At 72.7% G+C, this 22,628-nt stretch carries 22 protein-coding genes and 1 pseudogene; 13 read left to right on the top strand and 10 right to left on the bottom strand.

Translation table 11 applies throughout. The features are described from left to right. Nucleotides 1–3: 3 nt before the first annotated feature. The 3 genes from ACZ7D7_RS04600 to ACZ7D7_RS04590 all read left to right on the top strand — a co-directional run bounded on the left by ACZ7D7_RS04600 (nucleotide 4) and on the right by ACZ7D7_RS04590 (nucleotide 2,174). On the top strand, nucleotides 4–105 hold the full coding sequence (locus ACZ7D7_RS04600; RefSeq protein WP_336621081.1) for a putative leader peptide: 102 nt from the start codon (nucleotides 4–6) through the stop codon (nucleotides 103–105). Nucleotides 106–170: 65 nt separating this feature from the next. Beyond that, nucleotides 171–1,472, top strand: a complete 1,302-nt coding sequence (locus tag ACZ7D7_RS04595; RefSeq protein ID WP_470822274.1) for a dicarboxylate/amino acid:cation symporter — start codon at nucleotides 171–173, stop codon at nucleotides 1,470–1,472. Between the two features lie 30 nt (nucleotides 1,473–1,502). Further along, nucleotides 1,503–2,174 carry a TetR/AcrR family transcriptional regulator gene (locus tag ACZ7D7_RS04590; protein ID WP_470822272.1) on the top strand — a complete coding sequence of 224 codons (672 nt, stop codon included), beginning with the start codon at nucleotides 1,503–1,505 and terminating at the stop codon, nucleotides 2,172–2,174. Here the strand turns inward: ACZ7D7_RS04590 and ACZ7D7_RS04585 are convergent. Together ACZ7D7_RS04585 and ACZ7D7_RS04580 are read right to left on the bottom strand one after the other, a co-directional pair. Continuing rightward, complete coding sequence (locus tag ACZ7D7_RS04585) at nucleotides 2,144–2,980, bottom strand: MaoC family dehydratase (protein ID WP_470822270.1); 837 nt, start codon at nucleotides 2,978–2,980, stop codon at nucleotides 2,144–2,146. The two genes, ACZ7D7_RS04590 and ACZ7D7_RS04585, sit on opposite strands and share 31 nt — an antisense overlap. A 2-nt stretch (nucleotides 2,981–2,982) precedes the next feature. Continuing rightward, entirely contained in the window at nucleotides 2,983–4,287 is a 1,305-nt protein-coding gene (locus ACZ7D7_RS04580; protein WP_470822269.1) for a 3-oxoacyl-ACP reductase, read from the bottom strand. A gap of 145 nt (nucleotides 4,288–4,432) precedes the next feature. On the opposite strand from ACZ7D7_RS04580, the gene ACZ7D7_RS04575 reads away from it, so the two are divergent. Both ACZ7D7_RS04575 and ACZ7D7_RS04570 read left to right on the top strand, forming a co-directional pair. Further along, nucleotides 4,433–5,728 (top strand): acetyl-CoA C-acetyltransferase, encoded by a 1,296-nt coding sequence (locus ACZ7D7_RS04575; RefSeq protein WP_470822267.1) that lies wholly within the window; start codon nucleotides 4,433–4,435, stop codon nucleotides 5,726–5,728. 257 nt (nucleotides 5,729–5,985) lie between these two features. Then, a complete protein-coding gene (locus ACZ7D7_RS04570; protein ID WP_470822265.1) occupies nucleotides 5,986–7,914 on the top strand; it encodes an AMP-dependent synthetase/ligase in 1,929 nt (642 codons plus the stop codon). On the opposite strand, the gene ACZ7D7_RS04565 is transcribed toward ACZ7D7_RS04570, so the two are convergent. Continuing rightward, nucleotides 7,911–8,861, bottom strand: a complete 951-nt coding sequence (locus ACZ7D7_RS04565) for a LysR family transcriptional regulator (protein WP_470822263.1) — start codon at nucleotides 8,859–8,861, stop codon at nucleotides 7,911–7,913. The two genes, ACZ7D7_RS04570 and ACZ7D7_RS04565, sit on opposite strands and share 4 nt — an antisense overlap. A gap of 185 nt (nucleotides 8,862–9,046) precedes the next feature. On the opposite strand from ACZ7D7_RS04565, the gene ACZ7D7_RS04560 reads away from it, so the two are divergent. Then, nucleotides 9,047–9,601: a DUF6817 domain-containing protein gene (locus ACZ7D7_RS04560; RefSeq protein WP_470822261.1), complete on the top strand. Its 555-nt coding sequence runs from the start codon at nucleotides 9,047–9,049 to the stop codon at nucleotides 9,599–9,601. Here ACZ7D7_RS04560 and ACZ7D7_RS04555 read toward each other — a convergent pair. Together ACZ7D7_RS04555 and ACZ7D7_RS04550 are read right to left on the bottom strand one after the other, a co-directional pair. Beyond that, nucleotides 9,583–10,284 (bottom strand): class I SAM-dependent DNA methyltransferase, encoded by a 702-nt coding sequence (locus ACZ7D7_RS04555; RefSeq protein ID WP_470822259.1) that lies wholly within the window; start codon nucleotides 10,282–10,284, stop codon nucleotides 9,583–9,585. The two genes, ACZ7D7_RS04560 and ACZ7D7_RS04555, sit on opposite strands and share 19 nt — an antisense overlap. Before the next feature lie 239 nt (nucleotides 10,285–10,523). Continuing rightward, nucleotides 10,524–10,727 carry a cold-shock protein gene (locus tag ACZ7D7_RS04550; protein ID WP_003974443.1) on the bottom strand — a complete coding sequence of 68 codons (204 nt, stop codon included), beginning with the start codon at nucleotides 10,725–10,727 and terminating at the stop codon, nucleotides 10,524–10,526. A 301-nt stretch (nucleotides 10,728–11,028) separates the two neighbouring features. Here ACZ7D7_RS04550 and ACZ7D7_RS04545 point away from each other — a divergent pair, with 301 nt between their 5' ends. Both ACZ7D7_RS04545 and ACZ7D7_RS04540 read left to right on the top strand, forming a co-directional pair. Continuing rightward, a complete protein-coding gene (locus ACZ7D7_RS04545; RefSeq protein ID WP_470822257.1) occupies nucleotides 11,029–11,877 on the top strand; it encodes a menaquinone biosynthetic enzyme MqnA/MqnD family protein in 849 nt (282 codons plus the stop codon). A gap of 175 nt (nucleotides 11,878–12,052) precedes the next feature. Continuing rightward, complete coding sequence (locus tag ACZ7D7_RS04540) at nucleotides 12,053–13,744, top strand: serine/threonine-protein kinase (RefSeq protein ID WP_470822255.1); 1,692 nt, start codon at nucleotides 12,053–12,055, stop codon at nucleotides 13,742–13,744. Between the two features lie 32 nt (nucleotides 13,745–13,776). Here ACZ7D7_RS04540 and ACZ7D7_RS04535 read toward each other — a convergent pair whose 3' ends face one another. Together ACZ7D7_RS04535 and ACZ7D7_RS04530 are read right to left on the bottom strand one after the other, a co-directional pair. Further along, complete coding sequence (locus ACZ7D7_RS04535) at nucleotides 13,777–14,016, bottom strand: hypothetical protein (RefSeq protein WP_470822253.1); 240 nt, start codon at nucleotides 14,014–14,016, stop codon at nucleotides 13,777–13,779. A 33-nt stretch (nucleotides 14,017–14,049) separates the two neighbouring features. Further along, the gene (locus ACZ7D7_RS04530) at nucleotides 14,050–14,931 is read right to left on the bottom strand and encodes a hypothetical protein (RefSeq protein ID WP_470822251.1); all 882 of its coding nucleotides are present in this window, start codon (nucleotides 14,929–14,931) and stop codon (nucleotides 14,050–14,052) included. Between the two features lie 151 nt (nucleotides 14,932–15,082). Here ACZ7D7_RS04530 and ACZ7D7_RS04525 point away from each other — a divergent pair, with 151 nt between their 5' ends. From ACZ7D7_RS04525 to ACZ7D7_RS04510, 4 genes are all read left to right on the top strand, one after another. Next, the gene (locus ACZ7D7_RS04525) at nucleotides 15,083–15,814 is read left to right on the top strand and encodes a prepilin peptidase (protein ID WP_470822249.1); all 732 of its coding nucleotides are present in this window, start codon (nucleotides 15,083–15,085) and stop codon (nucleotides 15,812–15,814) included. Nucleotides 15,815–15,945: 131 nt separating this feature from the next. Continuing rightward, nucleotides 15,946–17,145: a cyclic dehypoxanthinyl futalosine synthase gene (mqnC, locus tag ACZ7D7_RS04520; RefSeq protein ID WP_470822247.1), complete on the top strand. Its 1,200-nt coding sequence runs from the start codon at nucleotides 15,946–15,948 to the stop codon at nucleotides 17,143–17,145. Between the two features lie 28 nt (nucleotides 17,146–17,173). After that, complete coding sequence (locus ACZ7D7_RS04515) at nucleotides 17,174–17,773, top strand: imidazolonepropionase-like domain-containing protein (protein ID WP_470822245.1); 600 nt, start codon at nucleotides 17,174–17,176, stop codon at nucleotides 17,771–17,773. 111 nt (nucleotides 17,774–17,884) lie between these two features. Beyond that, nucleotides 17,885–18,580, top strand: a complete 696-nt coding sequence (locus ACZ7D7_RS04510) for a demethylmenaquinone methyltransferase (protein WP_470822243.1) — start codon at nucleotides 17,885–17,887, stop codon at nucleotides 18,578–18,580. 96 nt (nucleotides 18,581–18,676) lie between these two features. Here the strand turns inward: ACZ7D7_RS04510 and ACZ7D7_RS04505 are convergent, their stop codons facing one another. Both ACZ7D7_RS04505 and ACZ7D7_RS04500 read right to left on the bottom strand, forming a co-directional pair. After that, nucleotides 18,677–18,988: a PASTA domain-containing protein gene (locus tag ACZ7D7_RS04505; RefSeq protein WP_470822463.1), complete on the bottom strand. Its 312-nt coding sequence runs from the start codon at nucleotides 18,986–18,988 to the stop codon at nucleotides 18,677–18,679. 123 nt (nucleotides 18,989–19,111) lie between these two features. Beyond that, nucleotides 19,112–19,612, bottom strand: a pseudogene (locus ACZ7D7_RS04500) (GNAT family N-acetyltransferase); the annotation flags it as partial. Nucleotides 19,613–19,709: 97 nt separating this feature from the next. Between ACZ7D7_RS04500 and ACZ7D7_RS04495 the strand changes: the two are divergent. Further along, on the top strand, nucleotides 19,710–20,993 hold the full coding sequence (locus tag ACZ7D7_RS04495; RefSeq protein WP_470822241.1) for a geranylgeranyl reductase family protein: 1,284 nt from the start codon (nucleotides 19,710–19,712) through the stop codon (nucleotides 20,991–20,993). A 106-nt stretch (nucleotides 20,994–21,099) separates the two neighbouring features. Here the strand turns inward: ACZ7D7_RS04495 and ACZ7D7_RS04490 are convergent, their stop codons facing one another. After that, nucleotides 21,100–21,936, bottom strand: coding sequence for a C40 family peptidase (locus tag ACZ7D7_RS04490; RefSeq protein WP_470822239.1), 837 nt, complete (start codon nucleotides 21,934–21,936; stop codon nucleotides 21,100–21,102). Nucleotides 21,937–22,628 lie beyond the last annotated feature (692 nt).

Below are 22,628 nucleotides of genomic sequence, written 5' to 3'. Positions count from 1 at the left end.
TTTATGAAGCCCGCAGCCGCGCCCCGCACACCCCCGAGCGTTCCGCTCGTGGCGCGCCTGCACGTGGACCTCTGTCGGTGCGCGTCCGCGACCTGTCGTCCCTGACGTCCTTCACCCGTCGTCCTCCACGTCAGTCCCCCCGCGCCTCGCGCCGCATTCCCCAACGGAGCATGTCCGTGTCCACGAACACGAAGTCCTTCACGCTGCCCAAGGTGCCCTTCTGGGCCCAGATACTCGGCGGCCTCGTCCTCGGCGTCCTGCTCGGCTGGCTCGCCCGCGGCCAGGACCTGTCCTGGCTCGTCACCACCCTCGACAAGATCGGCAGCACGTTCGTCGGCCTGCTGAAGCTCGCCGTCGCGCCGCTCGTCTTCTTCGCGATCCTCGTCTCCATCACCAACCTGCGGAAGGTCAACAACGCGGCCCGGCTGGCCTCGCGCACCCTCCTCTGGTTCATGATCACGTCGCTGATCGCGGTCGCCATCGGTCTCGTCATCGGCCTGGTCACCAACCCCGGCGCCGGCACCGGCCTCACCCCGAAGGACGGCGCGAAGCCCGAGACCACCGGCTCCTGGATCGACTTCCTCACCGGCATCGTCCCGACCGACGTCATCACGCCGTTCACCGAGCTGAACGTCCTCCAGATCGTCTTCATGGCCGCCGTCGCCGGCATCGCCGCCCTCCAGCTCGGCGAGAAGGCCCAGCCGATCCTCACCCTGAGCGAGTCCGTCCTCGAACTCCTCCAGAAGGCCCTGTGGTGGGTCATCCGCCTCGCCCCGCTCGGCACCGTCGGCCTCATCGGCAACGCCATCGCCACCTACGGCTGGGACCTGATCGGCAAGTACGCCACCTTCACCGCCGACATCTACGTCGGCTGCGCGATCGTCCTCTTCGGCGTCTACCCGGCGCTCCTCGCGACCGTCGCCAAGGTCAACCCGCTCCAGTTCTTCAAGGGTGCCTGGCCCGCCATCCAGCTGGCCTTCGTCTCCCGCTCCTCCGTCGGCACCATGCCGCTCACCCAGAAGGTCACCGAGCGCCTCGGCGTGCCCAAGGAGTACGCGTCCTTCGCCGTGCCGTTCGGCGCGACCACCAAGATGGACGGCTGCGCCGCGATCTACCCGGCGATCGCCGCGATCTTCGTCGCCCAGATCTTCGACATCCAGCTCGGCCTCGGCGACTACCTGCTGATCGCGTTCGTCTCCGTCATCGGCTCCGCCGCCACCGCCGGCCTCACCGGCGCCACGGTCATGCTCACCCTGACCCTGTCCACCCTGGGCCTGCCCATGGAGGGCGTCGGCCTGCTGCTGGCGATCGACCCGATCCTCGACATGATCAGGACGGCGACGAACGTCGCGGGCCAGGCGCTCGTGCCCGTCGTCGTCTCCGCCCGCGAGGGCATCCTCGACCGGGACGCCTACGACACCGTCGGCGCCTCGCCCGTGGACGAGCCGCAGCGAGTTGTAACGGCTGCCTGATCCGGGGGGTGCGGACCGTACGCTTGCCGTATGGGTGCCGTGAAGACCAAGCGGATGCCGCGTGCGGTCCGTGAGCAGCAGATGCTGGACGCCGCCGTGCAGATCTTCGGGCGGCGGGGGTACATGGCCGCGTCGATGGACGAGATCGCCGAACTCGCGGGCGTCTCCAAGCCGTTGGTGTACCTGTACCTCAACTCGAAGGAAGACCTGTTCACCGCCTGCATCCGCCGTGAGGCGAAGGCGCTCACCGAGGCGGTGCGTGCCGGGGTCCGCCCCGGTACGCCCGCCGACCGGCAACTGTGGGACGGGCTGGGGGCGTTCTTCACGCACACCGCCCGGCATCCCGACAGCTGGGTGGTGCTGCACCTCCAGGCCCGCACGCACGGCGACCCGTTCGCCGCCGAGGTCGCCGCGATGCGCGAGGAGATCGTCGCGTTCGTGACCCAGCTCATCGCCGCCGCCGCGCGCGAGGCCCACCGCGACCCCGACCTGCCCGAGCGCGAGGTCGCCGGGCTCGCCGAGGCGCTCGTCGGCGCCGCCGAGTCGCTCGCCGACTGGGCCAACGCCACCCCGGGCGTCACCGCCAAGCAGGCGGCGGCGACGCTGATGAACTTCGCCTGGGCCGGGCTCGGGAACCTGATGGACGGGCGGCCGTGGACGCCGCCGGCCGTTCAGAGCGAGGAGACCGTCCCCGTGACGTGACGGCGGTCTCCGCCGCGCAGTTCGAAGCGTCCGTCCCGGGCGGCGTACGTCACCGTCCCGGGCAGCGGCACCGGCGCCAGGAAGCGGGCCCGCACCGCGACCGCGTCCGGCGTGCCGTGCTCGGCCAGGCAGCGGGCGACCGTCCACATGCCGTGCGCGATGGGGCGCGGGAAGCCGAACACGCGGGCGGTGAGCGGGTGGAGGTGGATCGGGTTGCGGTCGCCCGAGGCGGCGCCGTAGCGGCGGCCGATGTCCGCGCCGAGTCGCCAGTCGGTGAGCGGGGGCAGGGGATCCGGGTGCTCGCGGGGCGCGTCGGCCGCCGTGCCGCCCTGCGTGCGGTGCCGGGCCAGGTAGGTGCTGCGGGACTCCCAGACGACGTCCCCCGCGACCCGCGCCTCCGTCACGACGGTCGCCTCCGTGCCGCGCCGGTGCGGCGCCAACCCCTCCACGTGCACGGCGAGTTCGTAGGTGTCGGCGGTGGTCAGGCGGGTGCGGCGGGTGATGTCGATCGACGTGTGCACCAGGCCGAGCAGCGGCAGCGGGAACGCGCGGTCGCTCATCAGGCGCATGGCGAGCGGGAAGCCGAGGACGTGCGGATACGTCACCGGCAGGGCGTCGTCCCCGGTCGGGAAGCCGCACACCCGCTCGTAGGCGGCGAGCCGCGCCAGGTCGACGCGCAGGCCGGGCAGCACCAGCCGGGTGCGCGGGAAGTCGGCGTCGGGGCGCGGTCGTTTGAACGGCGACAGCAGCGCGCCGCGCGCGAGGAGGGGCGCCAGGGCCGGGGATGCGGTGAGGGTGGTCGGCACGGTCAGGCCCCCAGCAGGCTCTGGCCGCAGACCCGGACGACCTGGCCGTTGACCGCGCCCGAGGCGGGGTGGGCGAACCAGGCGGTGGTCTCGGCGACGTCGACGGGCAGGCCGCCCTGGGCCAGGGAGTTCATGCGGCGGCCGGCCTCGCGGATGAGGAGGGGGACGGCGGCCGTCATCCGCGTCTCGATGAAGCCGGGCGCCACGACGTTGACCGTCACGCCGTGCTGTTCGAGGGCGCGCGGCGCGAGGGAGCGGACGAGGCCGACGACTCCGGCCTTGCTCGCGCCGTAGTTGGTCTGGCCGGCGTTGCCCGCGAGGCCGGCGATCGACGCCGTCGCGACGACGCGGCCGCCGGGGCGCAGGGTGCCGGAGCCGAGGAGCGCGTCGGTGGTGCGCAGGACGCTCGCGAGGTTGACGTCGAGGACGGAACTCCAGCGCTCGGCGGGCATGTTGACCAGGCGGCGGTCGCGGGTGATGCCGGCGTTGTGGACGAGGACGTCGAGGCCGCCGGGGAGCGCGGCGGCGATGCGGTCCCCGGCGTCGGCGGCCGTGATGTCGAGGGCGAGGGCGGTGCCGCCGAGCCGTTCGGCGACCTCGCGGGCGGCGTCCTCGGCCTGCGGTACGTCGAGGACGACGACGTGGGCGCCGTCGCGGGCCAGCGTCTCGGCGACGGCCGCCCCGATGCCGCGCGCGGCGCCGGTGACGAGGGCGGTGCGGCCGGCGAGGGGCCGGTCCCAGTCGTCCGGGGGCGTCGCGGGGCCGGCGGCGACCTCGACGACCTGGCCGCTGACGTAGGCGGACTTGGGGGAGAGCAGGAAGCGGAGGGTGGACTCGGCGGCGTCCGCGTCGGTGAGGCGCAGGAGGTTGACGGTCCTGCCGCGGCCGATCTCCTTGCCGAGGGAGCGGGTGAAGCCCTCCAGGGCCTGCTGGGCGGCGGCCTGGTGGTGGTCGGCGGGGTCGAGGGGCGCGCCGAGGACGAGGACGCGTCCGCTGTCGGCGACGGACCGGACGACGGGGTGCAGGGCGGCGTGGACCTCGGCGAGGGCGTCGACGTCGCGCACGCCGGTGGCGTCGAGGACGACGGCGGCGGGTTTGCCGGTGTCGTCGGCGCCGAGTCCGGTGCGGGCGAGGACCGGTGCGAGGGCGAGGCCGGACGGGCCGGCGGTGAGGTGGAGCAGGCCGCCGCGCAGGGTGGGCCGCTCGGTGGACCAGCGTGTCAGCGCCGCCGGTTGCGGCAGGCCGAGGCGGCGGGTCAGAAAGCGGCCGGGCGCGGTGCCGGTGAAGCTCAGATAGCGGTCGGCCATGTCCAACTCCCGAGATGCGGTCGTGCGGTCCCGATGGTTCCGGTGTTCCCCGAGTTCCTTACCGTGGAGTAAGGTTACCGGTGGTAAGCCTAGGGCACGCGTCAGGTACAGGTCGACCCGAGCAGGTCGACAGGAGGAGGTCGGGATGAGCCCCCTGAAGCCCCCCACGGCACGGCGGGTCGCGGTGATCGGCGGCTCGCGCGTGCCCTTCGCCCGCTCCGACGGGCCGTACGCCACCGCGTCCAACCAGGAGATGCTCACCGCCGCCCTCGACGGCCTGGTCGAGCGGCACGGGCTCGACGCGCCGGGCGCGGTCGACGAGTTCGTCGCCGGGGCCGTGCTCAAGCACAGCCGGGACTTCAACCTGGCCCGCGAGACCGTCCTCGGCTCGAAGCTGGACCCGCGCACGCCCGCGTACGACATCCAGCAGGCCTGCGGCACCGGGCTCCAGGCCGTGATCGCCGCCGCCAACAAGATCGCCCTCGGGCAGACCGAGGCCGCGGTCGCGGGCGGCGCGGACACCGCGAGCGACGCGCCCCTCGGCGTGAACGACCGGCTGCGCCGCATCCTGCTGGAGGCCAGGCGCGCCAAGTCGGCGGGCGCCCGCCTCAAGGCCCTCGCGAAGATCCGCCCCGGCCACCTCGTCCCGGACATCCCGCGCAACGCCGAGCCGCGCACCGGCCTGTCCATGGGCGACCACGCCGCGATCACCGCCCGCGCCTGGGGCATCGGCCGCCAGGCGCAGGACGAACTGGCGGCGGCCAGCCATCAGCGGCTCGCGGCGGCCTACGAACGCGGCTTCTTCCAGGACCTCGTGGTGCCCTTCCGGGGACTGGAACGCGACCAGAACCTGCGGCCCGGCTCGACGGTGGAGAAACTGGCCGCGCTGAAGCCCGTGTTCGGCGTCGACCGGCCCGAACCGACCATGACGGCGGGCAATTCGACACCGCTGACGGACGGCGCGGCCGTGGTGCTCCTCGCGAGCGAGGAGTGGGCCGAGGCGCGCGGCCTCCAGCCGCTCGCGTATCTGACGGCGTACGAGACGGCGGCCGTGGACTTCGTGCACGGGGACGTCGCGGACGGCGGCTGCGACGAGGACGGCCTGCTGATGGCCCCGGCGTACGCGGTGCCGCGCATGCTGGAGCGGGCCGGGCTCGGCATCGAGGACTTCGACCTGTACGAGATCCACGAGGCGTTCGCGTCCCAGGTGCTGGCGACGCTGGCCGCGTGGGAGAAGCGGGGCCTGGCGCCCGTGGACCGTGCCCGGCTCAACGTGGCCGGGTCGTCGCTGGCGACCGGGCATCCGTTCGCCGCGACCGGCGCGCGGATCGTCGCGACGCTGGCCAAGCTGCTCGCCGAACGGGACGCGCCGGGGCGGGGGTTGATCTCGGTGTGCGCGGCCGGCGGTCAGGGGGTGACGGCGGTGCTGGAGCGGGCTTGACGGGCGCAAGGCTCGCCCCGGTGGCGCCGGGCGGGCACGAAGGAGACAGACCGTCCGGTAACCCACGAGGCTGCACATCCCCGGCGCCGTACCCGCCCCGATTGCGCACAGCCCTCTCACGCGCGGGCCGTACGATCCCCAGATCCGACCGGCGGTGACCCCTGTCCCCCGGACCGCCGGTGAACGCCTCGGCGCGCGAGGCGCGTACGTCATGCAGCACCCCGCAGTACTTCCGCTGCACGCCCCAGGAGCCGCCCGTGACCACCCCGCTGCCCTCGTTCGCGGCCTCCGCCGCCTACGACGACGCCCCCGGACCCGTCCTCGTCGAGCCGCAGACCCGGCGCCTGGACGGGGTCGTGCGGGAGGCGTACGTACCGCCCTTCGCGCCGCCCGTGCGGCACGGCTCGCTCGCCGAGCTGCCGTTCGAGAACGCGGCCGCGGTGCCCGACGACGTGGTCCTCAGCCGCAAGGGCCCGGACGGCAGGTGGGGCGACGTCACGGCGACCGCGTTCGCCGCCGAGGTGCTGGCCGTGGCGAAGGGACTCGTCGCCGAGGGCCTCATGCCGGGCGACCGCGTCGCGATCATGGCGCGCACGACGTACGAGTGGACGCTGCTGGACTTCGCCGCGTGGGCGGCCGGCCTCGTGACCGTCCCCGTCTACCCCACCTCCTCCGTCTTCCAGACCCGCTGGATCCTCCAGGACTCCGGCGCCGTCGCCCTCGTCACGGAGACCGCCGCACAAGCCGCGTCCATCGGCCCGGAACTGGAGCACATCCCCGACCTGCGCCACCTGTGGGTCATGGAGAAGGGGCACGTGGACCGGCTCGCCGAGTCCGGCGCCGGCCTGCCCGACGGCGAGATCGCCGTGCGCCGGGGCATGCTGAGCCCGGACACGCTCGCCACGCTGATCTACACCTCCGGCACCACGGGCCGGCCGAAGGGCTGCGCCCTGACCCACGGCAACTTCTTCGCCGAGGTCGACAACGCCATCGAGCTGCTCTACCCGATCTTCAAGGCGCGCACCGGCGAGGAGCCGTCGGTCCTGCTCTTCCTGCCCATGTCGCACGTCTTCGGCCGCATGGTCGCCGTCGCCTGCGTCCGCGCCCGGGTACGGCTCGGACACGCGCCCAGCCTCAAGTCGGAGGACCTGCTGCCGGACCTCGCCGCCTTCCGGCCGACGTGCCTGCTGACCATCCCGTACATGCTGGAGAAGGTGTTCAACGCCGCCCGCGCCAAGGCCGAGGCGGGCGGCCGGCTGTCGTCCTTCGACCGGGCGGCGTCCATCGCCCGGCGCTACGGGGAGGCGATGGAGGCCCGGCAGACCGGCACCGGCGGCGGCCCCAGCCGCGCACAGCGCACGGCCCGCGCCTTCTACGACCCGCTGGTCTTCCGGCGCATCCGCAACGCCATGGGCGGCCGGGTCCGCTACGCGATCTGCGGCGGCTCCCCGCTCGGCCGCCGCCTGGCCGCCTTCTACGCCGGAGCCGGCATCGAGATCTTCGAGGGCTACGGCCTGACCGAGACGACCGGCGCGGCCACGGTGACGCCGCCGCTGAAGCCGCGCCTGGGCACCGTCGGCTGGCCGCTGCCCGGCACCCGGGTCCGCATCGCCGCCGACGGGGAGATCCTGATCTCCGGCGAGCAGGTGCTGCGCGGCTACTGGGACCCGCAGGCCGGCGGTGTCGTCCCCGTCGCCCGCGACGGCTGGCTCGCCACGGGCGACATGGGCGAGCTGGACGACGACGGCTACCTGACCATCACCGGCCGCAAGAAGGAACTCCTGATCACGGCGGGCGGCAAGAGCGTGGCCCCGGCCCCCCTGGAGAACTGGCTCCGCGCCCACCCCCTGATCTCCCACTGCCTGGTCCTCGGCGACCGCCGCCCCTTCGTCAGCGCCCTCGTCACCCTCGACGTGGACGGCGTCACCCACTGGCGCTGCATGAACGGCAAGCACCCCGTCCCGCCGGAACTCCTCGTGGACGACCCGGAGTTGCACGCCGTCCTGCAACGCGCGGTGGACGAGGCCAACAAACTCGTCTCCCGCCCGGAATCCATCCGCCGCTTCGCGATCCTCCCCACGGACTTCACGGAGGAGTCGGGCCACCTGACCCCGTCGATGAAACTCCGCCGGGACCGCGTGCTGCGGGACTTCGCGGACGTGGTGGAGGAGCTGTACGGGGGTTAGCCGGCGGGACCTGCCGGGCCGCCCGGGCCCGCTGGTCCGCCCGGGCCGGCGGGGCCGACCGGGGGCCGGCTGCGGCGCACCGTGTCCGCGAAGGCGCGGGCCGCCGGGCTCAGGGCGTCCCAGTGGCGGACCGCCCAGCCGACCGTGAGGGGACGCAGGGCGGGAAGCGGGACGAGGCGGAGAGTGCCACCGTTGCCGGGGACGTCCAGGCCGGGCAGGGCGGGGACCACGGCCCGGCCCAGGCCCAGTTCGGCCAGCAGCAGCGCCGTGTCCCAGTCGGCGACACTCGTGTCGTAGGCGAACCGCACCCCCAACCGCGCGCACTCCGCGTCCAGATGGGCGGCGGAGGTGGAGTTCGGCGGCAGCCGGATGAGGCGGAGGCCCTCCAGATCGGCCGCGTCCACGGACGGGCGGGCGGCCAGCGGGTCGTCGGACCGTACGGCCAGGACCCAGGGCAGGTCCATCACGGGGCGCTGCTCGATGCCCCGCACCGGCGGACCCAGCGTGATCCACGCCAGGTCCAGGTCGCTGTCGGCCAGCGCGTCGAAGCAGCCGCGGCTCGAACTCTCCGTGCGGAACTCCAGCCGGACGTCCGGGTGCCGCTGGCGGAACGCCACCACCGCGTCCGACATGAAGTGCCGTACGGTCGTCGCGCCGGTCGCGACCCGCACCGAGCCCCGCTCGCCGTCCACGAGCTCGCGCAGCCGCCGCAGGGCCAGATCCAGGCCCGCGATGCCGTCGGCCGCCGCCGCCTCCAGGACCCGGCCGGCCTGCGTCGGCACGACACCGCGCGGCTGCCGCTCCAGCAGGCCGACCCCGGTCTCCCGCTCCAGCCGCTTCACGTGCTGGCTCACCGCCGACTGCGTGCACCCCAGTTCACGCGCCACCGCGCTCAGGCTCCCGGCCCGGCACACCGCCACGAACACCCGTAGGTCGTCCAACGTCACAACACCCAAGCTAACACTTGGAGTTGAGCACAAAACTTAAGGATTGACTGGGCTCCGGCCGCGTACGACGATCCTCGCAGGGCCCGGGCGGCAACCCGCTCCGCGCTCCGCCGGGGTCCGGACCGGGGCGGGGGAGGAGCGGGTGCCGACCCACCACGCCCGCTCCCGGAAAGGACACCCCCACCGTGCCTTCCTCCGCCGAACACGCCCGCACCCTGCTGCTCCGGGCGGGCGCCGACGCCCTGTCCCACCCCGGCGGCACCCTCCTGACCCACCTCGACCGCGTACGGACCCAGCTCATCGCCTGGGACGCCCGGCCCGCCCTCCAGCTCGCCGGCCTGTGTCACGCCGCGTACGGCACCGACGGCTTCCCCGCCGCCCTCCTCCCGCTCGACCGCCGCGCCGACCTCGCGGCCGTGATCGGCGCGGAGGCCGAGGCGATCGTGTACGCCTACGGCAGCTGCGACCGCGGCGCCACCCACCCGGGCTTCGCCTCGTCCCGCGCCCCGCTCCACGACCGCTTCACCGGGCGCGCGCATGTCCCGGTGCCACGCCTGCGCCGCGACCTGGCCGAGCTGACCGCGGCCAACGAACTCGACCTCGCCCGCCAGGACGCCGCGTTCCGCGCACGGTGGGGCCCCGAGCTGCTGGACCTGTTCACCCGCCTGCGGCCCCTGCTGAGCGAGGCCGCCTGGAGCGACTGCGCGACCGTCCTGGGCGATCAGCTCCGGTCGGCCTGAGGAGCCCCGGCGGACCCGTCGGCGGTCTCCGCCGCGATCTTGCGGGCGATCAGGAAGGCCTGCGGGGACGATTCGCCCGCCGCCGTGTCGGCCTCGCGGACGGTACGGCTCTGGAGCGTGAGCCCCGCGGCCTCCAGCAGCTCGGCGATCCGCTCCGGCCGGCGGCGCCTGAAGTCCAGGGACACCGGGCGTCCGAAGGGGCGCTCCAGGGTCCGGGGCGCGTCCCCGACCTGGAAGGCGACCAGCAGGTGGCCGCCCGGCGCGAGGACCCGCGCGAACTCGGCGAACAGGTCCGGCAGCCGGTCGTCGGGCGTGTGGATGCTGGAGTACCAGGACACGGCGCCCGCGAGCGCCCCGTCGGGCAGATCGAGCTCCAGGATCGAGCCCTGCTCGAAACGCAGCTCCGGGTTCTCGCGCCGGGCGACCGCGAGCATCCCCTCCGACAGGTCGACGCCGTGCACGTCCAGGCCCAGCTCGGCCAGCCGCGCGGTGACGCGCCCGGGACCGCAGCCGAGGTCCGCCACCCGCGCACCGGCGCCGACCGTCTCCGCGAACGCGGTCAGTACGGCCCGGTCCAGGACCCGGCCGATGGGCTCGGCCCGGAACCGCTCGGCATAGTCCTCGGCGATGGCGTCGTAGAAGTCACGGGTTCCGGTCAGAAAGGTGTCGGTGTCGATGCTCATGGCCCGGGATCGTAGGACCGGCCACTGACATGTGAGTCGATCACGGCGATGTATGTACTGACAATGCGGGAGCCCATGCAGTGATCATGCGGGGCGATCGTGCGGGGCGTACGACGGGAGTTCGCCGGGAGTTCACCGACGGCCGTGGAGTGAATGGGCCCGGGGGTGTGAAAAAACGGGGCCGGAAAAGGGCAGGAGCCCCGTCGCCTGACGGCGCGGGGCTCCTTGGGTACTACTTGTCAGACAGGGGTGACGTTCTCAGCCTGCGGGCCCTTCGGACCCTGGGTGACGTCGAAAGACACCTGCTGGTTCTCCTCCAGGGACCGGAATCCCTGCGCGTTGATCGCGGAGTAGTGGACGAAGACGTCGGGGCCGCCGCCCTCTTGGGCGATGAAACCAAAGCCCTTTTCGGCGTTGAACCACTTCACGGTTCCGGTAGCCATAAGCCCTCCTTGGGCTCAAAAGGGTTGCCCTGCTCCAGAACCAGCAAGTGTGAAGAATGAATTCTGCACAACTGCCTATGCCTGAGAATGACGAGAGCCCGCGGTCACATGCTCCGCAGGCTCTGTACTGCAAGGGAAACCAAACTGCAACTTGCGATGAGCCTAGCACGCAGAGGTCCCGATGCAATAGAGGCCAAGATCACGTCACCCGAATGTTTGAAGATCCCCGCGGAGATCCCTGCCGAGTGCTGCCGGTGGGGGTGGCGGCCGGTTCCCGGGCACCGAGGGCTAGCCTCACGATGTGGACAATTCTCGCACCCGGCCGCGTGTCGGCCACATCCAGTTCCTGAACTGCCTGCCCCTGTACTGGGGGCTCGCGAGAACGGGCACGCTCCTCGACTTCGAGCTCACGAAGGACACCCCGGAGAAGCTCAGCGAGAAGCTGGTGCAGGGCGACCTCGACATCGGTCCGGTCACCCTCGTCGAGTTCCTCAGGCACGCGGACGACCTGGTCGCCTTCCCCGACATCGCCGTCGGCTGCGACGGCCCGGTGATGTCGTGCGTGATCGTCTCGCAGGTTCCGCTGGAGAGCCTGGACGGCGCCCGGGTCGCCCTCGGCTCGACCTCGCGCACCTCCGTGCGGCTCGCCCAGCTGCTGCTGGCGGACCGTTTCGGCGTACGGCCGGACTACTACACCTGCCCGCCCGACCTCAGCCTGATGATGCGGGAGGCCGACGCCGCCGTGCTGATCGGCGACGCCGCGCTGCGCGCCAACCTGCACGACGGGCCGCGCTTCGGCCTCCAGGTGCACGACCTGGGCGCGCTGTGGAAGGAGTGGACGGGGCTGCCGTTCGTCTTCGCGGTGTGGGCGGCCCGGCGCGACTACCTGGAGCGCGAGCCGGTCATCACGCGCAAGGTGCACGAGGCCTTCCTCGCCTCCCGCAACCTGTCCCTGGAGGAGGTCGGCAAGGTCGCCGAGCAGGCGGCCCGCTGGGAGGACTTCGACGAGCAGGTCCTGGAGCGGTATTTCACCACCCTCGACTTCCGCTTCGGCGAACCGCAGCTCGCGGCGGTCGCGGAGTTCGCGCGACGCGTCGGCCCGACGACGGGATTCCCGGCGGACGTGAAGGTCGACCTGCTGGAGCCCTGAGGGCACCGGCGCCGCGGCCCCGTGGGCGCGCCGGGCGCGGCACTACGCTGCTGCTGGGCAGTCGTACGGGGCCTGTCGTAGGGCCAGTCGTACGGGGCCGGTCGTACGGGGATGACACGGGGGACAGTCGCACGGGGGATCCGGGGAGGCTCGGGGACTCGGGGGAGGAGTGACCATGCAGCCGCTCGACGTCGACGAACCGGCCGCGGTGGGGCCCTACCGGCTGCTCGGACGGCTCGGATCCGGCGGCATGGGCCGGGTCTACCTGGGGCGCAGCGCCGGCGGCCGCACGGTCGCGGTCAAGGTCGTGCACCCGCACTTCGCGCTCGACGAGGAGTTCCGGGCCCGGTTCCGCCGCGAGGTGGAGGCCGCGCGGCGGGTCGGCGGCGCCTGGACGGCGCCCGTGCTGGACGCCGACCCGGACGCGCGCGTGCCGTGGGTCGCCACGGCCTACGCGGCGGGCCCGTCCCTGACGGCGGCCGTCGCGGACGGCGGCCCGATGCCCGCGCACACCGTACGGGCGCTGGGGGCGGGGCTCGCCGAGGCGCTGACGGCGGTGCACGACCTGGGGCTCGTGCACCGGGACGTGAAGCCGTCCAACGTCCTGCTCACCCTGGACGGGCCCCTGCTGATCGACTTCGGCATCGCCCGCGCCACGGACGGCACGGCGTCCCTCACCTCCACGGGCGTCTCCATCGGCTCGCCCGGCTACATGGCGCCCGAGCAGATCCTCGGCAAGGGCGTCACCGGAGCCTGTGACGTCTTCTCGCTGGGCGCGGTCCTGACGTACGCGGCGACCGGTGAGCAGCCCTTCCCCGGCGACTCCTCGGCCGCGCTGCTCTACAAGGTCGTCCACGAGGAGCCGGAGCTCGGCGCGCTCTCCGGTGAGCTGAGGGGCCTCGCCGCGGCCTGCCTCGCCAAGGACCCGGCGGCGCGGCCGACGCCGGCCGAGGTGGCCCGGCGGCTGGCTCCGGACGGGGCGGCCCGGCTCGTCGCGGGCGGCTGGCTGCCGGGCGCGCTGGTGGAGCAGGTCAGCCGGAGCGCCGTGCGGCTGCTGAACCTGGACGCCACGGGCGCCGACGCCGCGTCCGGGCCGGTGGGGTTCAGCAGCCCCGCCGTACGGGCGCCGGACACGGTGGGCGGGGAGGGCGCCGGGGCGCCGACGAGGGGGGAGTTCGGGCCGGCGCCGGTGATGCCGGGGAGTGCGGGTGTGGGTGGGGGTGGCGGTGCGGTTCCACCGCTGCCCGCGGGGGCGCCCACTGGGGCCGGGCTGCCCTCGGACGCCCGTCCCGGCAAGCTGTCCGTCTCGGTCGCGGCCACGTCGGCTCCCGGGAACGGGGGACGCGGGCGGCGCCTGAGCTGCACGGTCGCGCTCGCCGTCGCGGGGGCGCTGGCGGCGGTGACGGTCGGCTCGGTGTTCGTGTTCGACCTGCTGCCGGGCGGCGAACGGGACTCCGCCGACGGCGCCCAGCAACCGGCCCCGAGCGCCGACGGGACCGACGGCGGCGCGGCGTCCGCCGTGCCGGCCCGCTACCTCGGCACCTGGGAGGGCCAGGGCACGGTCCTCGACGGCAAACTGCCCGCGGGCACCTTCCGGGTCACGGTCCAACGGGCCCGCGTCGGCCAGGAGCTGGGCCGCCTCACGCAGACGGACCAGCTCGGCGGCGTCTGCACCGACGTACTCACCCTGAAGCAGGTCACGAAGAAGCAGCTGGTGGCTGCCTCGGTCGGCGCGAAGAAGAACCCGGGCCACTGCAACCAGGCCGCGACGACCGTGCGGCTCGTCCCGGTCGGCGACGACCTCACGTACGAGTCGGACAGCAAGGAGTCGGGGTACCCCGAGGCACGGATGTCAAAGGTCAAGTAACACCGACCCGCGCCCCGCGCGCAGGAGCCCCGTCAGCCCTCGCCCTCCACGAACAGTTCGTCCGCGGTGTCGACGGTGGCGGCCCGGGTGACCCAGGTGCGCAGGGTGTCCAGGTCGGTGCAGGTGGTGATGCGTTCGCGCGCGAGGTCGGGGATGTCGATACCGCGGGCGTCGAGGAATAGCAGGACGCTCTCGGCCTGGCCTTCTGTCCGCCCTTCCGCGCGCAGCCGCTGGGACGTCTCGGAGCGGAAGAACGAGAGGTCGACGGCCATGAGTTGCCTCCAGGTTTCGGCGGCGCGCGGTCGTCAGTCCGAGGCGTTGCCCTCGTCGGCGTCCTGGAACAGTTCGTCCGCGGTGTTGACGGTGGCGGCCCGGGTGACCCAGGTGCGCAGGGTGTCCAGGTCGGTGCAGGTGGTGATGCGTTCGCGCGCCAGGTCGGGGATGTCGATTCCGCGGGCGTCGAGGATCAGCAGGATGCTCTCGGCGTGGCCTTCCGCGCGCAGCCGCTGGGACGTCTCGGAGCGGAAGAACGAGAGGTCGACGGCCATGAGTTGCCTCCAGGTTTCGGCGGCCCGGGCGGTTCCGAGGCCGAGTTCGGTGAGTTCGGCGAAGATCCTCGCGGACTCCTCGTCGATGGTCTTCAACGCGACGGCCAGGGCTTTCAGTATGGCAGCGGCATCCGGATCCTTGGCGTGGGTGATGGCGCTGAGTGTCGCGAGGGGGATGTCCCGGGCAGCGCGGGACGGGTCGGTGATGACGGGGACGTTGTGAGGGCCGAGGACCAGGGCGCGCAGCGTGAGCGTCGGCCACTGCGGGGGCCCGACGGTGAAGGGCTTCGCGGCCCACTCGGCGGTGCTCTTGTCCTGGCACGTCACGAGCAGGACGGGCGGGATGCCGTACTTCTCGGCGAGGTGGGAGACGTAGTAGGCCCACGTGGTGGGTTTACCGGGAGCCCGCTTGCCCTGTGCCTCGACGATCAGCAGGAGGCTTCCGTGGGACGCGGTGTCGATCTTCAGGAGGGTGTCCACACGCCGTTCCGTGGGTCTGACCTCCGTGAGGTCCGTGGGCATGAGGGAGACCGCGACCGGGTCGGGAAAAGGCAGGTCGAGGGCCCGGAAGGTCCGGGCGAAGATGCCGGGGTCCTCCTGGAAGATGCGATGCATAGCCTCGTGGGATGAGCTGACCATGCGAGGACGGTAGGTCGGCTGATGGGCATGGCGCGGGCATATGCCAAAGGCTCACTCCAACGGGTGAACAGGGTGTGCGCGTGGTGTGGCTGGTAGCGTGCCGTGCCTTGATTTCGGGTGCCGGGCGGGCCGGTCGGGGGTGGCGGTGGGGATGACAGGGGCGCTGGTCGTTGTCGCGTTGGTGTGGGGTGCCGTGGCCGGTGCCCTGCTGCCGCGGGCCGCCTATCGGTTCGCGGTGCCCTCCGGTGAGGCGTGGCGGGACCTGTGCCCCGCGGAGCATCCGCTGCGCGGCTGGCTCGGGCGGGCGCGGTGCCGTGAGTGCGGGGAGCGGGAGCGGGCCTACGGCTCCGGCCCGGGCGGCCTCGCGGCCGTCACCGCACTGGTGTGCGCGGGACTCGCCGCCGCCACCGGCACCCGGCCCGAGCTGGCCGTCTGGCTGCTGCTCGCGCCGGTCGGCGTGCTGCTGGCGCTCGTCGACCTCCGGGTGAAGCGGCTGCCCGACCCGCTCACCCTGCCGCTCGCCGCCGCCGCGCTCGCGCTGCTCGGCCTCGCCGCCCTCGCGCCCGAGCACGCCGGGCAGTGGACGACCGCCCTGCTGGGCGCCCTCGCGCTCGGCGCCGGCTACTTCGTACTGTTCCTCATCAGCCCCGGCGGCATGGGCTTCGGCGACGTGAAGCTGGCGCTCGGCGCGGGCGCCGTCCTCGGCTGGTACGGCTGGCCGACGGTGATGCTGGGCACCTTCGCCGGGTTCCTGCTCGGCGCGCTGTACGGCGGCGCGCTCGTCCTCGCGCGGCGCGCCGGCCGCAAGACGGCGATCCCGTTCGGACCGTTCCTGATCACGGGTGCCTACCTGGGTGTGCTGGCGGGCGCGTACGCGGCCTGACTGGCCCGGCCACCCGGAGCCGCCCCCGCCCCGCCGGCGTCAACCCGGCTCCGTACGGCCGACGTCGGCCCGAAAACCCGGCTGGCGTACGCTGAGGACGTCCGTCCACAACCCTTACGAAAGGGACGCCGGTGACCGAGAAGGCCGACCTTCAGCCCATCCTCGACCGCGCAGCCGCCGGTGGGCGGATCACCCCCGAAGAAGCGCTCGACCTCTACCGCGACGCCCCGCTGCACGCACTGGGCGCAGCCGCCGACGCCGTGCGCCGCCGCCGGTACGCCGGCACCGAGCACATCGCGACGTACATCATCGAGCGCAACATCAACTACACGAACGTGTGCGTCACGGCGTGCAAGTTCTGCGCCTTCTACGCCGCCCCCAAGGACACCGCCAAGGGCTGGACGCGCGACCTGGACGACATCCTGCGCCGCTGCGCGGAGACCGTCGAGCTGGGCGGCACGCAGATCATGTTCCAGGGCGGCCACCACCCGGACTACGGCGTCGAGTACTACGAGAAGCACTTCAAGGCCATCAAGGACGCCTTCCCGCAGCTCGTGATCCACTCCCTCGGCGCCTCCGAGGTCGAGCACATGGCCCGCATCTCCGGGGTGCCGGTCGAGGAGGCGATCCGGCGCATCCACGCCGCCGGGCTCGACTCCTTCGCCGGCGCCGGCGCCGAACTGCTGCCCGCGCGCCCCCGCAAGGCCATCGCCCCGCTGAAGGAGTCCGGGGAGCGCTGGCTGGAGATCATGGAGATCGCGCACAACCTCGGTGTCGAGTCCACGTCCACCATGCTCATGGGCACCGGCGAGACCAACGCCGAACGCATCGAGCACCTGCGGATGATCCGCGACGTGCAGGACCGCACCGGCGGCTTCCGCGCCTTCATCCCGTACACCTACCAGCCCGAGAACAACCACCTGAAGGGCCGCACGCAGGCGACCCTCTTCGAGTACCTGCGGATGATCGCCGTCGCCCGGCTGTTCCTCGACAACGTCGCCCACATCCAGGGCTCCTGGCTGACGACGGGCAAGGAGGTCGGCCAGCTGTCCCTGCACTACGGCGCCGACGACCTCGGCTCGATCATGCTGGAGGAGAACGTCGTGTCCTCCGCCGGGGCCAGGCACCGCTCCAACCGGCTGGAGATCATCGACCTGATCCGCCGCGCCGGGCGCGTGCCCGCGCAGCGCGCGACGACGTACGAGCACCTCGTCGTGCACGACGACCCCGCCAACGACCCGGTCGACGACCGCGTGGCCTCCCACATCTCCTCCACGGCGATCGAGGGCGGCACGGCGCACCCCGAGCTGAAGCTCCTCGCGTCCAACTGACCCAGGAATAGGGACGATCCGCCCCCGCATGCTGACGATTCACGCCGCCGAGGCCTCGCCCGACACGGCCGTCCTGGTCGACGGCGCGCGGATCGCCGCCGTCGGCCCGTACGAGACGCTGGCCGCCGACCGGCCGCGGGCCCGCGTGCGGCGCTGGCCCGGCATCCTCACGCCGGGCCTGCTCAACCCGTACGGGCCCGAACTGCTGGAGCAGGCCTACCATCCCGACCCGCGCGAGGCCGACCGGCTCGGCACCGAGCCGGTCTTCGGCAGCCGCGCGCAGGCACTGCTGCGCGCCGACGCGTCCGCCGCGGGCGCGAGCGCGCGCCGGGGCGTGCAGCGGATGCTGGCGCACGGCACCGTCGCCGTCGCCGGTGAACTGCGCGCCCGTGCCGCCCTGGACGCGGTGCGCCGCGCCGGGCTCGCCCTCGCGGGCCGCCCGCCCGTGCTGCCGGGGCCCGCGGCCTTCTCCCCGGTGCCGCTCGTGCTGCTGCCGCGGCTCACCGCCGGGTCGCCGGCGCGGTTCGCGGTGTTCGACGTGCCCGACCGGGACGCCCTCGTGCGTCTCGGCGCCGGCACGTGCGTGGCCACCGTCGTGGGCGGCCGGCTCGTGCACCGGCGTGCGTAGGCACGCGTAGGGACGCGGGAGGCGCGGGGCGCGCGGGCGGGTGCGGGCGGGTGCGGCGCGCAGGCGGGTGCGGCGCGTGGGTCCTGAGGGGCGTACTGCCACAATGGGTGGGTGACCCGCGCATCCCTGGACAAGCAGCCGCACGAAGTCGCCTCGATGTTCGACGACGTGGCGGGACGTTACGACCTCACGAACGACGTGCTGTCCCTCGGGCAGGCGCGCCTGTGGCGCAAGGAGGTCGCGAAGGCGGTGGACGCCCGGCCCGCGCAGAAGGTCCTCGACCTCGCCGCCGGCACGGCCACCTCCTCGCTGCCGTTCGCCCGCACCGGCGCCTACGTCGTCCCCTGCGACTTCTCCCTCGGCATGCTCCAGGTGGGCAAACAGCGCCACGGCTGGCTGCCGTTCACGGCCGGCGACGCGACCCGGCTGCCCTTCCGGGACGACGTGTTCGACGCCGTCACCATCTCCTTCGGGCTGCGCAACGTCCAGGACTTCGACGCGGCTCTGCGCGAGTTGCACCGTGTGACGCGGCCCGGCGGGCGGGTCGTGATCTGCGAGTTCTCGCAGCCGACGTGGGCGCCGTTCCGGACCGTCTACACCGAGTACCTGATGCGCGCGCTGCCGCCGGTCGCCCGCGCGGTGTCCTCCAACCCCGACGCGTACGTGTACCTCGCCGAGTCCATCCGCGCCTGGCCCGACCAGGCCGCGCTCGCCGGGCACCTGAGCCGGGCCGGCTGGTCGAAGGTGGCGTGGCGCAACCTGTCGGGCGGCATCGTGGCCATGCACCGGGGCTTCAAGGAGAGCTGAGCCGCGCGTCCGAGCCGCGGGTACGGGGCCGTTCCGGCCTCACTTCGTGGCCGAGGGCACGGCTCTCACGGGTGGCCGGGGCCGTCGGCCGGGCCGTCACGGGTGGCTGAGGGCCGGGTACGGGTCCTCCGGTTCGCCCAGTTCCCGGCGCAGCCCGCCCGGCGGCGGAGTGCCCCGCCGGGGTTCCCGGACGCCCCCGCCGCCCTCGCCGTCGCCGAAGTCGAACCAGACGGTGACGACGGCGCCCCGGGGGATCGCGACCCCGGGCGGCGGGTACTGCCGTACGACGTAGTCCACGACGGTGCGGTGGAAGTCGGGCCGGTCGGGCGCGGCGAGCAGCACGCCGCCCGCCTCTGCCGTCTCACGCGCGTCCACGGCCATCAGGCCGACGAGGCGTGGGACGAGCACTTCCGGACTCTTGGGTGTCAGGCGCACGGACGTCACCCCCAGCGGTACTGGCAGAGTAACTCCGGCCAACCACCGCCCGGAAGCGTCATGTACCTTTCCGTAGCCGACGATTACCGTCCGTAACAGGTCCAGGCGATAGCAGTGGCCGATGCGCCCGGAGGGGCTCGTGAACTTCTCGGCGAGTTCCATGCCGAGCCGCCGGGTCACCGCGATCGAGCGTTCGTTGCGCGAGTCGACCATCGCCACGACGCTGCCGACGCCCGCGCCGCGGACCCGCTCCAGGGTCTCCCGCGCCGCCGCCGTGACGTACCCCTTGCCCCAGTGGGCGCGGCCGAGCCGCCAGCCGATCTCGATCTCGCCGGCCGGGCCCCAGGCGTGGGGCCAGGGCTGGGCGCCGGTGAAGCCCATGACGCCGCCCGCCTCGTCGAGCATCGTCCACAGGCACAGGCCGAGTTCCGCGTCGTGCCGCCGCTGGCGCGCCGTGAGTTCCTCGTAGACCGACAGCTCGGCGGACCGGCCGCCCTGGAACTCCATCACGTCCGGGTCGTCGAAGACCCGGTGCCAGGCGACGGCGTCCTCGTCGGTGGGGACGCGCAGCCGCACAGCGGGGAGAGCTCGGTTCACAGGGCAGCCCTTCAGCCGGTTGATCGATGCCGCTGAATAGACTGCCCATGTCCAGTGCCGGTCGGCACGCAGATTTCGAACTTGGGGAGATCCCGCCGTGACCGAGCCCCTCTCCGACACGTCCGCCGATGTCATCGTCGTAGGCGCGGGGCCGGCCGGCTCCACGACCGCGTACCACCTGGCCAGGGCAGGGCTCGACGTCCTTCTGCTGGAGAAGACCGAGTTCCCGCGGGAGAAGGTGTGCGGCGACGGCCTGACCCCGCGCGCCGTCAAGCAGTTGGTGTCCATGGGCATCGACATCTCCGAGGAGGCGGGCTGGCTGCGCAACAAGGGCCTGCGGATCATCGGCGGCGGGGTGCGGCTCCAGCTGGACTGGCCGGATCTCGCCTCCTTCCCCGACTACGGACTCGTCCGCAAGCGCGACGACTTCGACGAGCAGCTCGCCCGCCAGGCGCAGAAGGCGGGCGCCCGGCTCTACGAGCGCTGCAACGTCTCCGGCCCGGTCGTCGACGACCGCACCGGCCGCATCACCGGCGTCACCGCCAAGCTCGGTGTGGAGAAGCGCGAGGTCACCTTCCGCGCGCCGCTCGTCGTCGCCGCCGACGGCAACTCCACCCGGCTGTCGCTCGCGATGGGCCTGCACCGCCGCGAGGACCGCCCGATGGGCGTCGCCGTCCGCACGTACTTCACCTCGCCCCGGCACGAGGACGACTACCTCGAGTCCTGGCTGGAACTGTGGGACCGCCGCGGCGCCCAGGACCGGCTGCTGCCCGGCTACGGCTGGATCTTCGGCATGGGCGACGGCACCTCGAACGTCGGTCTCGGCGTCCTCAACACCTCCGAGTCCTTCAAGGAACTGGACTGGCGCGAGGTCCTGAAGGCCTGGTGCGCGTCCATGCCGGAGGACTGGGGCTACACGCCGGACAACATGACGGGACCGATCCGCGGCGCCGCCCTCCCCATGGCCTTCAACCGCCAGCCGCACTACACGCGCGGTCTGCTCCTCGTCGGCGACGCGGGCGGCCTGGTGAACCCGTTCAACGGCGAGGGCATCGCCTACGCCATGGAGTCCGGCCAGATCGCCGCCGAGGTCATCGTCCAGGCGCACGCCCGCTCGACGCCCGCCCAGCGGGAGATCGCGCTGCGCCGCTACCCGCGGATCCTGAAGGACACCTACGGCGGCTACTACACGCTCGGCCGGGCCTTCGTGAAGCTCATCGGCAACCCGAAGGTCATGCAGATCGCCGCCCAGCGCGGTCTGACGCACCCGATGCTGATGAGGTTCACCCTCAAGCTGCTCGCCAACCTGACCGACCCGACGGGCGGCGACGCGATGGACCGCATCATCAACGGCCTGAGCAAGGTGGCCCCGAAGGCCTGACCGGCCGGCGGAGCGAGAACGCGACGGAAGGGCCGCTGCCCCCGAGGCAGCGGCCCTTCCGTATGTCGCTCTTCGCCCGACTTGCGTCCGTCGGGCCGGTTTTGGTCTAGAGGACGCGGACCGCGCCCGACGCCGGGTAGCCGGAGAGGTCCTGGATGACGACGCCCTTGGACGGGTTCGCCGCGTCCAGGTACTGGCCGTTACCGATGTAGACACCCGTGTGGTACGCGGAGCCCTTGCCGCCCCAGTACAGGATGTCGCCGACCTGGAGGTTGGACAGCGAGACGTCGGTGCCGACCATCGACTGGTCCTGCGAGACGCGCGGCAGGTCCACACCGACCTGGCGGAACGCGGCCTGCACGAGGCTGGAGCAGTCCCAGGCGTTGGGGCCCGTGGCGCCCATGACGTAGGCGTCGCCCACCTGGGCCTTGAGGAAGGAGATCACGGTCGCGACGCTGCCGCTGGCCGGCGCGGACGCGGTCGCGGTGCTCGCGGAGGCGGAGGCGCTCAGGGTGGGGCGCTCGGCGCTGCGGGCGGCGCGCTCGGCGGCTGCCTTGCGGGCGGCCTCCGCGGCCTTCTTCTTGGCTTCCGCCTTCTTCTTGGCCTCGGCCAGGTCGGCCTTGGCCTCCTTGGCCGCCTCGGCGGCCGCTGCGTCACGCTCTGCCCGCAGCTGGTAGTTCGCGGCGGCCAGCTGCGTGGCGTCCGCGGACTCGGCGACCTGCGCGGCCAGGTCCGCCGTCAGGGTGGGCAGTTCGAGGGTCTGCGCCGCCGGTTCGGCGGCGTTCGCCGAACCCGACGCACCGGCGACTGCCAGGGTGCTGAGGACGCCACCGGCAACTCCGGCCCGCATCGCGATCGTCGACGCGCTGCGGCGGGGTTTCCGGTGGCTGCGTATGTGAGCGGTGTGGGACATGAGAACTACGGGTACCAGGGGCTCCTCCATACCTTCAAGAAACGTGTGCTGCGCCACAGTTGTTCAATCGAGGCCCGAATCCCGGGCGTGTCGCTCTTTATTGACGCCGTAACGGACATTGCGGGCGCGCCCCGACTGGCCCGTGATCACGGTCTTTCATCATTACGCCCGAATTGCCCCCCGCCTACCACCTGTTGGGACGGGTGGCCAAGCCCGCTTTTCAGACGCCTCTCATGGTGTGGCGGAGGTCACGGAACGATTACCGGGATGAGTGCGTCGTGTGTACACCGCGTCGCGCGAGGCGTGGCCGGATCCGCTCGTGAACGCGTGCACGCGTCCACATCGCTCCCCGAACCCCCTCCGAGGTGTGAACGGACTCCACTATCAAGCGATCCCGTCCAGCGCCAATTTGCATGCACGGGAAGCCTCTTGATATGGAGACGCACCTCTCTCACCTGCACTGACGAGCGAGAATGTCACGTCTGGTGATCGACTGGACGCTTCGCGTACGAAGATCAACGCTCATACGACTTCATGATCCTTCGTCAGGTGGTGGAGATCACAAAGCTTGTGCAATACCCCGTGTCGCAGATCACAGACCTGCGGGCATAAGATGCGGAGCAGTTGGGCTTGTGACCTGCTTCACATGTTCTCGATCTTCGCCGGGACAGGCGGGGTTCAGGGGGCTGCCGGGGCTGCCGGGTCGGAACGTGAGCCCAATG

This window comes from Streptomyces sp. NPDC037054 (genome assembly GCF_055606745.1).
This window is presented reverse-complemented; position numbering and strand designations above follow the sequence as displayed.